At 70.9% G+C, this 11,907-nt stretch carries 10 protein-coding genes; 1 reads left to right on the top strand and 9 read right to left on the bottom strand.

All coding sequences use genetic code 11. The annotated features are described in order from the left end of the window. Positions 1–999, top strand: a complete 999-nt coding sequence (locus AC2D80_RS02685) for a cytochrome d ubiquinol oxidase subunit II (RefSeq protein WP_484631433.1) — start codon at positions 1–3, stop codon at positions 997–999. 349 nt (positions 1,000–1,348) lie between these two features. On the opposite strand, the gene guaD is transcribed toward AC2D80_RS02685, so the two are convergent. The 9 genes from guaD to AC2D80_RS02640 form a co-directional block, all read right to left on the bottom strand. Then, positions 1,349–2,629 carry a guanine deaminase gene (gene guaD, locus AC2D80_RS02680; RefSeq protein ID WP_484631432.1) on the bottom strand — a complete coding sequence of 427 codons (1,281 nt, stop codon included), beginning with the start codon at positions 2,627–2,629 and terminating at the stop codon, positions 1,349–1,351. A 71-nt stretch (positions 2,630–2,700) separates the two neighbouring features. Next, positions 2,701–3,795, bottom strand: coding sequence for a BMP family ABC transporter substrate-binding protein (locus AC2D80_RS02675; RefSeq protein ID WP_484631431.1), 1,095 nt, complete (start codon positions 3,793–3,795; stop codon positions 2,701–2,703). 73 nt (positions 3,796–3,868) lie between these two features. Continuing rightward, positions 3,869–4,879: an adenosine deaminase gene (locus AC2D80_RS02670; protein ID WP_484631430.1), complete on the bottom strand. Its 1,011-nt coding sequence runs from the start codon at positions 4,877–4,879 to the stop codon at positions 3,869–3,871. A 72-nt stretch (positions 4,880–4,951) separates the two neighbouring features. After that, positions 4,952–5,965 (bottom strand): Rieske 2Fe-2S domain-containing protein, encoded by a 1,014-nt coding sequence (locus tag AC2D80_RS02665; RefSeq protein ID WP_484631429.1) that lies wholly within the window; start codon positions 5,963–5,965, stop codon positions 4,952–4,954. 172 nt (positions 5,966–6,137) lie between these two features. Continuing rightward, the gene (locus tag AC2D80_RS02660) at positions 6,138–7,289 is read right to left on the bottom strand and encodes a BMP family ABC transporter substrate-binding protein (RefSeq protein WP_484631428.1); all 1,152 of its coding nucleotides are present in this window, start codon (positions 7,287–7,289) and stop codon (positions 6,138–6,140) included. 93 nt (positions 7,290–7,382) lie between these two features. Then, positions 7,383–8,303 (bottom strand): ABC transporter permease, encoded by a 921-nt coding sequence (locus tag AC2D80_RS02655; RefSeq protein ID WP_484632633.1) that lies wholly within the window; start codon positions 8,301–8,303, stop codon positions 7,383–7,385. Next, positions 8,303–9,361 (bottom strand): ABC transporter permease, encoded by a 1,059-nt coding sequence (locus AC2D80_RS02650; protein ID WP_484631427.1) that lies wholly within the window; start codon positions 9,359–9,361, stop codon positions 8,303–8,305. Before AC2D80_RS02650 ends, AC2D80_RS02655 begins: the two co-directional genes overlap by 1 nt. Then, positions 9,348–10,916, bottom strand: coding sequence for an ABC transporter ATP-binding protein (locus AC2D80_RS02645; protein ID WP_484631426.1), 1,569 nt, complete (start codon positions 10,914–10,916; stop codon positions 9,348–9,350). The genes AC2D80_RS02650 and AC2D80_RS02645 overlap by 14 nt, the downstream gene beginning before the upstream one ends. Further along, positions 10,913–11,860: a LysR family transcriptional regulator gene (locus AC2D80_RS02640; protein WP_484631425.1), complete on the bottom strand. Its 948-nt coding sequence runs from the start codon at positions 11,858–11,860 to the stop codon at positions 10,913–10,915. The genes AC2D80_RS02645 and AC2D80_RS02640 overlap by 4 nt, the downstream gene beginning before the upstream one ends. Between the last annotated feature and the right edge of the window lie 47 nt (positions 11,861–11,907).

Here is an 11,907-nt window from a genome sequence, read left to right as displayed (position 1 = left end):
ATGACCTGGGCTGAATTCCTGCCGCTGCTGTTCCTCGCGGTGATGGGGCTGGCGCTGCTGGCCTATGTGGTGCTCGACGGCTACGACCTCGGCGTGGGCATGCTGCTGCCGCTGGGCACCGACGCGCAGAAAGACACCATGATCAGCAGCATCGGCCCGTTCTGGGACGCCAACGAGACCTGGCTCGTGCTGGGCGTGGGTGTGCTGCTGGTGGCCTTCCCCAAGGCGCATGGGATGGTGCTGCAGGCGCTGTACCTGCCGGTGGCGGTGATGCTGATCGGCTTGATCCTGCGCGGCGTGGCCTTCGACTTTCGGGTGAAGGCGCCACTGGCCTACAAGCCCTTCTGGAACGGCGCGTTCTTCGCCGGCTCGCTGGTGGCCACCATGGCCCAGGGCTGGATGCTGGGCAGCTACATCACCGGCTTTGAGCGCAGCGCGCTGGGCTGGGCCTTCAGCCTGGGCATCGCGCTGACCCTGCCGGCGGCCTACATGCTGCTGGGCGCTGGCTGGTTGATCATGAAAACCGAGGGCGAGCTGCAGCAGCGAGCCGTGTTCTGGGCCCGCCGCGCGCTGTGGCCGATGGCGGTGGCGCTGGTGGGCATCTCGGCCGCCACGCCGCTGGTGAACGAAGCGGTGGTGGCCAAGTGGTTCGGTGTGCCGCAGATCTTTGCGCTGCTGCCGGTGCCGCTGATGTGCGCGGCGGCCTTCGTCGCGGTGCGCTGGGTGGTCACGCGCCCGGCCGTGGTGGCCGCCGGTTACGGCTGGCTGGTGTTTGTCAACACGGTGCTGATCTTTGTGCTGGCGTTTTTCGGGCTGGCGTACAGCATCTTCCCGGACATCGTGATCGGCCAGCTGACCGTGTGGGAAGCCGCGGCCGCCACCGGCTCGCTCACCGTGATCTTCATCGGCACCGCGATCACGCTGCCGGTGATCGTGGCCTACACGATCTTCATGTACCGCGTGTTCTGGGGGAAGGCGCGGGCGTTGACGTATTCGTAGCACCCCCCTGCGCCGCTGGCGCGGCTTCCCCCCTCTCTGGCGCGGCTGCGCCGCTGGGAGGGGGGACGCACCCGGTGGACCGGCGGAGCCGGATCCACGGGTGCCCTGGTGGGAGGACCCTGCGCGCCGGAACCCGGTCCGGCTCTTGTTGCGCGTCCTCGCGGGAGCCACCCGGGCAGACGGGTCGGGAGCGCGGGCGCAGGGACGATTCGCGGTGGCGACGGGGCCTGCATACCAGCCACGCTGTTGACGAAGCGACGCGGGCAGCCCCGGGCAGCCACCGGCGAGCGGGACCGGAGCACGCGCTCCCGACCCGCCTGCGCGGCCAGCAACGCTGGCCCGGAAACGCTCAGTGCCCCGCGATCACCGTCCGCACCACCGCGCGGTCGTCGCCGAGCACGATCAGCGCGAACAGCAGCTCTTCCAGGCTGTTCGCCTGCGACGTGCGTCGTGCCAGCAGCGGCGTGGCGTGCGGGTCGAGCACGACAAAGTCGGCCTCGTGGCCGGGGGTGAGATTACCGACCGTGCCGCCCAGCCCCAGGGCCTGCGCGGCGCCTGCGGTGTGCAGCCACCACAGCCGCGACGGGGCCAGGCTCAGGCCGGGCTTGGTCTGGCCCTCGCGGCCCACGGTGTAGGCCGCCAGCATGGTGGCGAAGGGCGAAAAACTGGTGCCACCGCCGACGTCGCTCGCCAGGCCGTGGGGCACGCCCGTCCGCGCTGCGGCCACGAAGTCGAAGAAGCCGCTGCCCAGAAACAGGTTGCTGGTGGGGCTGACGGCCGCCGCCGTGCCGGTGGCGGCCAGGCGGGCGCGGTCCTCGTCGTCGAGATGGATGCAATGGGCGTAGACCGCGCGCGGGCGCAGCAGGCCAAAGGCCTCGTACACCGCGAGGTAGCTCCGGTGGCCCGGAAACAGCTCGGCCACCCAGCGCACCTCATCGCGGTTTTCGGCCACGTGGGACTGGACCCACACGCCGGGGTGACGCGCCGCGATCTCGCCCGCCCCGCGCAGCTGCGCCTCGGTGCTGGTGGGCGCAAAGCGCGGCGTGATGGCGTAGCCGAGACGGTCCACGCCGTGCCAGCGCGCGATCAGCGCTTCGGTGTCGGCCAGGCTTTGCTCGGTCTGGTCGCGCACGCCGTCGGGACTGTGGCGGTCCTGCAGCACCTTGCCGGTGATGAATCGCAGGCCGCGCGCGTGGGCTTCCTCGAAGGCCGCGTCCACCGAGGCGGGGTGCGAGGTGGCGAAGGCCAGCGCGGTGGTCACGCCGTGGCGCTCGAGCTCGTCAAAGAAAAAGGCCGCGACCGCGCGGGCGTGCGCCGGGTCGGCGAAGCGCGCCTCGTGGGGGAAGGTGTAGGTCTCCAGCCAGGGCAGCAGCCCGTCGGCCGGCGCGCCGATGATGTCGGTCTGCGGGTAGTGCACGTGCAGGTCGACAAAGCCCGGTGCGATCAGGTGACCGCGCCAGTCCTGCACGGCCACGCCCGGGAACCGGTCGATGAGCGCATCGTGCGCTCCGGCTGCCCGCACCAGCGGGCGGCCGTCGTGGCCGGGTCCGGTCACCAGCAGACCATCCGCGTCATACAGCGGACGGCCGTCGTCGTCGAAGCGCAGCAGCGCGGCGCGGTAGGCGTTCATGCCCTCACTGTAGCGGCGCGAGCGCCGCGCGGCATACCGCGCCCGGGATAGCTCCCATGCGTGCCGCCGCTTCAGCGCTCCACCGACCCCTGCACGCCCTCGACCAGCCAGTTCATGGTCTGCAGCGCGGGCTCGGCCAGCGTCTGGCCGGCGGCCAGCACGGTGCGGCCGCGGTTGTCGCGCAGACCGCCGGCCGGCGCCACGAACACCGGCAGACGACCCGCGGCCATGTCGGCCTGGCGGGCCATCACCTCGTCGCGCACGGCCTCCGGCACGCGGCGACCGAAGCCTTCGACGCGGATCATGCCCTCGGCCACGCCACCCCAGGTGCTGCCGCTGCGCCAGGTGCCGTCGAGCACGGCGCGCGTGCGGGCGGTGTAGTAGTCGCCCCAGCGGTGGGTGACGGCGGCCACCTGCGCGTCGGGTGCCACGTTGCGCATGTCGGAGTGGTAGGCCACGGCCAGGCGCCCGCGCTCTTGCGCCGCCACCATCACCGCGGTGCTGCCGGTGTGGAAAGCCAGCACCTCGGCGCCCTGGTTCATCAGCGCCATCGCCGCGTCGCGCTCGCGCGGCGGGTTGAACCACTCGCCCAGCCACACCGCGCGCACCTGCGCGCGCGGGTTGACCGAGCGCATGCCGAGGGTGAAGGCGTTGATGCCCTGGATCACCTCGGGGATGGGGAAGCCGGCGACGTAACCGGCCACCGAGGCCATCCGCCCCGCCGCCACGCCGGCCAGATAGCGGCCCTCGTGGTAGCGCGCGTTGGCCGTGGCCACGTTGGGCGCGGTCTTGTAGCCGGTGATGCTTTCGAAGCGCACATCGGGAAACTCGGCCGCGACCTTCAGCGTGGGCTCCATGTAGCCAAAGCTCGGCGTGAAGATCAGGCGGTGGCCCTGGCGCGCGAGGTCGCGGATCACACGCTCGGCGTCCGGCCCTTCGGCCACGTTCTCCACGTAACGGGTCTCCACCCGCGGGCCCAGCGCGGCCTGCACCGCCTGCCGGCCCAGCTCGTGCTGCCGCACCCAGCCAGCGTCGGTGAGCGGCGCCACGTACACGAAACCCACCTTCAGGGGTTCGCTGGCATGCGCCGTCGGGATCAGGGGCGACAAGCCCAGGGCTCCCGCGGCGCGCAGCCAGGCGCGCCGGGGCATGAGGTTTTTGTCCATGGTTGTCCTCGACATGGCTTCCGGTGAATGAAAAGCGCGCGCCGGGGAAGCACCGGCGCGCGCAGGCCCGATTCTACGCAGCCGCGATCACCGCATCGATCTGCGCGTGGAGTGCCGCGCGGCGGGCGGGGTCAATGAAACTGGCGTCCACGCTGTGGCGGGCCAGCGCGATCACGTGCTCGCGCGAGAGGTCCAGCGCCTGCACCGTCTGCACGAAGTTGGCGTTGAGGTAGCCGCCAAAGTAGGCCGGGTCGTCGCTGTTGACCGTGGCGCACAGGCCGGCGTCGAGCAGGCGCTTGAGCGGGTGCTCACGCAGGTCGTTCACCACGCACAGCTTCAGGTTGGAGAGCGGGCAGACGGTCAGGGGCGTGCGGCGGCGGGCCAGTTCAGCCACCAGCACCGGGTCTTCCAGCGCCCGGACACCGTGGTCGATGCGCTCGGCGCCGAGGTCGTTGAGCGCCTCCCACACGTAGGCCGGCGGCCCCTCCTCGCCCGCGTGGGCGACCACGCGCAGGCCCAGCGCGCGGCACCGCGCAAAGACGCGCGAGAACTTGGACGGCGGGTGCCCGACCTCGCTGGAGTCGAGCCCCACCCCGATGAAATGCGCCCGGTACGGCAGCGCCGCTTCCAGCGTGGCGAAGGCGTCGGCCTCGCTGAGGTGGCGCAAGAAACACAGGATCAGCGCGCTGCTCAGGCCCAGCTCCGTCTGCGCGCGGTCGGCCGCGCGCCGCAGGCCGCGAATCACCACGCCGATGTCCACGCCGCGCGCCGTGTGGGTCTGCGGGTCGAAGAACAGCTCGGCGTGCATCACCCGGTCGGCGTGGGCGCGCTGGAAGTAGGCCCAGGCCATGTCCGCGAAGTCGTCCTCATGGAGGAGCACGCTCGCCCCGGCGTAGTAGATGTCGAGAAAACTCTGCAGGTTGGTGAATGCGTAGGCGGAGCGCAAGGCCTCCACGCTGGCATACGGGAGTGCGACCCCGTTGCGCTCGGCGAGCGCGAAGATGAGTTCGGGCTCCAGCGAGCCTTCGATGTGGATGTGCAACTCCGCCTTGGGCAGGGCGGCGGCGAGGGCGGCGGGGGTCATGGCGGGGCTCCGGGCGGCGATGGGTCGGGCAGGTGCGGGGTTGTGGGGGTGCGGGGGTATTGGGATCGGCGGTCAGCAGGTGCCCAGGGCTATCCCCAAGCGCTGCAGGTAGCGGCGGTAGGCGGCGCTGACGCGGTCCGCCGGCCCGTGCAGCTCGCGCACCGGACCGAGGCGGCCGATGGGCAAGGCGCGCGGCCGCTGCGATTCGACGATGGGCCGGTCCTGCGCGAACACGGCGTCCTGGAAGTCACGCAGCGCCTGATCGCTGGCGGGGTCGTTGTGGGTGGCCATCGCGAACCACGCGGTGCAGGCCTCCTCGCCATCGGGCCGGATGAACAAGGCGATGGCGTTGCTCACCGGATCGTCGGCACCGGCGCGCTTGGTGAGCACCGCGGCGAAGGGATGCGGCACCGCGTAGTCGTAATCGACCGGCACGCCGGTGGAGGCACTGGCGTGGGCCCGCGGCTGCCACGCCTGCGCGCCGGCCACCGTCACCCCGTGCGGCCCTTCGTCCACCCGGCCACCCTGCACCTGCGCGTGGCCGCGGTGACCGAGCCAGCCGTCGTGCACGAACCCGAAGTGGCTGAGGTCGAGGAAGTTTTCGACCAGCCGCGGCGCGCTGGTCGCCACCGCGTAGGGGCCGCACAGCACCGAGCGCCACGCCGGATCGGCCGCGGCATCGAAGGCCGGCGGCTCGTGCAGCAGGGCCGGCACCGCATCGCCCGGTGCAGCCAGCCGCACCCAGACCAGCCCGTGGCGCTCCTGTGCCTCGAACCGGGTCGCCGCGTGGCCGGCCGGGGGCACGAAGTCCGGCGCAGCCGGCACGTGCAGACACCGCCCGGGGGCGCCCTGCCCGCCGAACTGCCAGCCGTGGTACGGGCACTCCAGCCGCGCGCCGTGCACCCCCGTGAGCACCCGGCCCAGCGAGAGCTGGGCCCCACGGTGCGGGCAGCGGTCCGCCCAGGCATGGACCACCGTGTGATCGCGCCACAGCACCAGCGCCCGGTCCAGCAGCGACACGGCCAGCGGCCCGTCGCGCAGCGCGCGCGACGCGACCACGGGGTGCCAGAGTTGTTGCTCGATCATGTCCGCCCAAAAGAAAAGCTGCCCGGAGGCAGCTTGGATGAACGCCAACGGTCGGAGGCGTCGCGAGCGGGTGCCAGGCTAGGCGGACGGCGCGCAGGAACCGGAACGTACTCCCTGTACGTGAGGATTCCGAGCACCGCCCAACGACGCATGGCGCCCGCGCAGCAGCCGATCACTGCGGGACTTTGCCTTCGACGCCCTTGACATAGAACTTCACGCCGCCCAGGAACTTGTCGTCGGCGACCTGGCCTTTGGCCAGCACTTCCTTGCCGCTCTGGTCGACGATCGGGCCGGTCCAGGGGTGGAAGCTGCCGTCCTTCAGGCCAGCCTTGATCTTCTCGACCTTGGCCTTGATGTCGGCCGGCACGTCGTCGGCGATGGAGACCAGGTCGATGGCGCCGTCTTTGTGGCCCCACCACACGCCGCTGTTGCCGGTCCAGGTGCCTTCCAGGGCGTCCTTGGTGGCCTTGATGTAGTACGGCGCCCAGTTGATGATGGCCGAACCGAGGTGGGCCTTCGGGCCGTAGGCGGTCATGTCGGAGTCCCAGCCGAAGGCGCGCTTGCCGGCCTTCTCGGCGGTCTGCAGCACGGCCGACGAGTCGGTGTTCTGGAACAGCACGTCAGCGCCGCCGTTGAGCAGCGAGGTGGCGGCTTCGGTTTCCTTCGGCGGGTCGAACCAGCTGTTGATCCAGACCACCTTGGTCTTGATCTTCGGGTTCACCGACTGCGCGCCCATGGTGAAGCTGTTGATGTTGCGGATCACTTCGGGGATGGGGATCGAGGCCACCACACCCAGCGTGTTGGTCTTCGTCATCGCGCCGGCGATCACGCCCGCCATGTACGCGCCTTCGTAGGTGCGGCTGTCGTAGGTGCGCATGTTCTCGGCGCCCTTGTAGCCGGTGGCGTGCTCGAACTTCACGTCCTTGAAGTCGGCCGCGACCTTGAGCATCGGCTCCATGTAGCCGAAGGTGGTGCCGAAGATCAGCTTGTTGCCCTGGCTGGCCATGTCGCGGATCACACGCTCGGCGTCGGCGCTCTCCGGCACGCTCTCCACGAAGGAGGTGACCACCCGGTCGCCGAACTCCTTCTCGATGGCCTTGCGGCCGTTGTCGTGGGCGAAGGTCCAGCCGCCGTCGCCGACCGGGCCGACGTAGGCAAACGCGATCTTCAGCGGCTCGGGCTTGGCCGGGGCGGGGGCGGCGGCCGGCGCTGGCGCCGGGGCGGGCGCGGCTTCCTCTTTTTTGCCGCAGCCGATCAGGGTGGCGCTGGCCAGCGCGGTCAGCGCGGCCACCTTGATCAGCGAACGTTTGCTCAGATCGGTCATGGGTTCCTCGTATGAATGGGATGGGTGATGGAGAAAGGCGCTCCGCCGACGGTTTTCACCCTGCGGAGCAGGGTACCTGAACCAGCATGCAAATTATGCGCCCGGGTAAAACGGCTTTCCCAGTGAGCCGGGCATGTTGACGCGGATCCAGGTCGGGTTGCGGGAGATCAGCACCAGCACCACGATGGTCGCCAGGTAGGGCAGCATGGTCAGGAACTGGCTGGGCACGTTGACACCGATCCCCTGCAGGTGGAACTGGACCATGGTGACGCCGCCGAACAAATAGGCGCCCAACAGCACGCGGGCCGGCCGCCAGGTGGCGAAGGTGGTGAGCGCCAGGGCGATCCAGCCCTTGCCGGCGATCATGCCTTCGACCCACAGCGGCGTGTAGATGGTGGAGACATACGCGCCCGCCAGACCGCACAGCGCCCCGCCGGCCACCACCGCCAGCCAGCGGATGCGGCGCACGCCGTAGCCCAGCGCGTGGGCCGACTCTGGGCTCTCGCCCACGCTGCGCAGCACCAGCCCCGCGCGGGTGCGGTAGAGGAACCAGATCAGCCCGAGCGCCAGCGCCACGCAGGCGTAGACCATCGGGTGGTGGCGGAACAGGGCGGCGCCCAGAAACGGGACATCGGCCAGCACCGGAATGGAGAACACGGTGTTCTCCGGGAGCTTTTCCTGCACATAACCGGTGCCGGCGAAAGCCGAGAAACCGGCGCCGAAGAGGCTCAGCGCCAGGCCGGTGGCGTACTGGTTGGTGTTGAGCCAGATCACCAGCAGACCGAAGACCCCGGCCATGGTGGCGCCGGCCAGCATGCCGGCGGCAAAGCCGAGGGTGTGACTGCCGGTGTGCACCACGGCGGCGAAACCCGCCAGCGCGGCGCACAGCATCATGCCCTCGGCGCCGAGGTTGACGATGCCGGCCTTTTCGTTGATCAGCAGCCCCAGCGAGGCGATGGCCAGCACGGTGCCCGCGTTCAGCGTGGCAGCGATGAGCAGCGCGTAGGACTCCATCACTTCTTGCTCCGCGTCAGGCGATAGGCGATGAGGGTGTCACAGGCCAGCAGGCAGAACAGCAGCAGCCCCTGGAACACCCCGGTGATTGACTTGGGCAGGCCCAGACGCGATTGCGCGAGCTCGCCGCCGATGTAGAACATGCTCATCAGGATGGCCGAGAACACGATGCCCACGGGGTGCAGACGCCCGACGAAGGCCACGATGATCGCGGCAAAGCCGTAACCCGCCGGCACGTAGGGCGTGAGCTGGCCGATCGGCCCGGCCACTTCCAGCGCGCCGGCCAGCCCGGCCGCCGCGCCCGACACCAGCAAGGCCGTCCACAGCGCGCGGCGCGACGAAAAGCCGGCGTAGCGCGCCGCCGCCGGCGCCAGGCCCCCGACGATCTGGGCGTAGCCGGCGCGGGTGCGGAAGAGGAACAGCCACACGCCCACCACGCCGATCAGCGCCAGCACCAGCCCGATGTTCACCCGCGAGCCGTCGAGCAGGCGGGGCATCTGCGTCACCCGCTCGAAGGTCTTGGTCTGGGGGAAGTTGTAGCCCATCGGGTCTTTCCACGGCCCGTAGACCAGGAAGTTGAGCACCTGCACCGCCACGTAGACCAGCATCAGGCTGACGAGGATCTCGTTCGCGTTGAACCGGTCGCGCAGCAGCGCCGTGATGCCGGCCCACAGCAGCCCGCCGAGCATGCCCGCGGCCAGCACGGCGACCACGATGCCGCGCGAGGTGTCGGGCCCGGCCTGCAGCGCCACCGCGGTGGCGAACACCGCGCCGATGACGTACTGCCCCTCGGCGCCGATGTTCCACACGTTGGAGCGGAAGCACACCGACAGGCCCAGGGCGATGATCAGCAGCGGCGTGGCCTTGACCATCAGCTCAGACAGCGCGTACGGACTCTTGATCGGCTCCCAGAAGAAGACCTGCAAGCCGCGCACCGGGTCCTTGTCGAGTGCGATGAACAGACACACGCCGATCACGACCGTCAGCGCCAGCGCCAGCAGCGGCGAGGCCAGGCTCCAGGCCCGGGAGGGCTGGGCGCGCACTTCAAGCCGCCACATGACCCACCTCCTGCGCGGCCTGCGGCCACAGGCCCGACATCCACTCGCCGATCCGCTCCACCGTGGCCTCGGCCCGGGGCAGCGCCGGCGACAGCCGGCCTTTGGCGATCACGTGCAGCCGGTCGCTCAGGTCGAACAGTTCTTCGAGCTCTTCACTCACCACCAGCACCGCGCAGCCCGCGTCGCGCAGCGCCAGGATCTGGCCGCGGATCTGGGCGGCGGCGCCGACGTCCACGCCCCAGGTCGGCTGGCTGACGATCAGCAAGGCCGGCGCGCGCGTGGACTCGCTGTGGGCGCGCAGGCCCTCGATCTCGCGGCCGACGATGAATTTCTGCAGGTTGCCGCCCGACAGGGATCGCGCCGGGGCCTCCGGCCCGTTGGCCTTGACCTGGTAGCGCGCGATGATCTCGGCCGCCTGCGTGCGCAGCCGGCCCAGGTGGAGCCAGCCCAGCGGCCCGACCGCGTCGCGGCGCGACAGCAGCAGGTTGTGGGCGAGCGACAGCGTGGGCACCGCGCCGCGGCCCAGCCGCTCCTCCGGCACGAAATGCAGCCCGCGCGCGCGCCGCGCGCCAGGGCCCAGGCGCGCCACGTCCTGCCCGCCCAGGCGCACGCTGCCCACCGGCGCCCGCGTGTCCTCGCCGGACAACGCCATCAGCAGCTCGGCCTGACCGTTGCCCGAGACGCCGGCGATCCCGACCACCTCGCCGGCGCGCACCTGCAGCGCCACGTGGGCCAGGTCGGTGCCGAAGGGATCGGCGCTGCGCAGGCTCAGGCCCTGCACCTCCAGCACCGCGGCGCCCGGCTCGCCATGGCGTTCGCCCAGCGCGGGCGGCTCCGCGCCGATCATCAGGCGCGACAGCGACGCGTTGCTCTCCTCGCGCGGGTCGCACACGCCGGTGACGCGGCCGCCGCGCAACACCGTGCAGGCGCTGCACAGCGCGCGGATTTCGTGCAGCTTGTGGCTGATGTAGAGGATGCTGCAGCCCTCGGCCGCGAGCTGGCGCAACACCACGAACAGGCGCTCCACCGCCTGCGGCGTGAGCACCGAGGTCGGCTCGTCCAGGATCAGCAGCTGCGGCTGGGCCAGCAGCGCACGGATGATCTCCACCCGCTGCATCTCGCCGACCGACAGGGTGTGCACCGGGCGCTGCGGGTCGATGTCCAGACCGTACGCGCGGGCCTTCTCGGCGATGCGGGCGGTCACCTCCGGCAGGCTGAGCGCGCGGTCCAGGCCGAGCCACACGTTCTCGGCCACGCTGAGCGTGTCGAACAAGCTGAAATGCTGGAACACCATGCTGATGCCCAGCGCGCGGGCGGCCTGCGGGTTGCGCACCTGCACCGGCTGGCCGTTGAAGACCACGCGGCCCTCGTCGGGGGCCACCGCGCCATAGATGATCTTCATCAGCGTGGACTTGCCGGCGCCGTTTTCGCCGAGCACGGCGTGGATCTCGCCGGGCAGCACGCGCAGGTCAATGCGGTCGTTTGCTACCACGCCGGGGTAGCGTTTGGTGATGCCGGCCAGCTCCAGGCGGGGCGGCGGTGGGGGTGCGGTCATGCGGCCTCTCGGGGGGCTTCGTCGGGTCGGCGCAGCGCGGCGGCCACGTGCTTGATCTGGTCGCGCAGCCAGCGCGCGGCGCTCGCGGCGTGGGTGCGTTCGTGCCAGAGTTGGTAGTACATCATGCGCGGAAAGTTCACCGGGCAGGGCAACACCGCCACCGGCAGGCTGGTGGTGAAGCGCTCGGCGTACTGGCGCCCGGTGGTGAGCACCAGCAGGCTGCCGGCCACCATGGCCGGGATCAGCCCGAAATGCGGGCAACGGGCGACGATCTGGCGGGTCAGCCCCTGGCGGGCGAGGTGCTCGTCGATGAACCCGCGGGCGCCGGGGTGGGTGGGCATGGGTGCGATGTGTTCGGCGCCGAGCCAGGCGGCCACGTCCCAGCCGCGGCGCACCGCCGGGTGCTGCTGCGACACGAGGCAGACCACCTCGTCGCCGAACAGACGCGCCAGGTGCAGCTCGCCGGGCGGCTCGGCCCAGTTGCCGATCACCACGTCCACCGTGCCGTCGGCCAGCAGCTGGCGGTAGTCGGCGTCGCGGGAGAGCGGGTGGATGTCAATGCTGGCCAGCGGAGCCGCGGCCTTGAGGTGGATGACCAGCTGCGGCAGGAACAGCGGGTCCAGGTAGTCGCTGGCGGCCAGGCTGAAGCTGTGGCGGGCGGTGGCCGGGTCGAAGCTGCGGGCGTTGGAAAACAGCACCTCGGCGCTGCGCAGGATTTCCGCCGCCGGCTCGATCATGCGCAGGGCCGCCACGGTGGGCACCATGCCGGCCCCGGAGCGCACCAACAGCGGGTCTCCGGCGAGCTCGCGCAGCCGCTTGAGCGCCGCGCTCACCGCCGGCTGGTGCATGCCCAGGCGCAGCGCCGCGCGCGACACGCTGCGCTCGGTGAGCACCGTGTGCAGCACGCGGATCAGGTGCAGATCGATCTTGTCGAACATGGACATGTATTCAACCCCGGTCACGGTCGGCGGGCATGGGCGCCCGACCATGG

The organism is Hydrogenophaga sp. T66, assembly GCF_057219855.1.
Note: the sequence above shows the minus strand (reverse complement) of the source record. Positions and strands in the feature narration are given on the sequence as shown.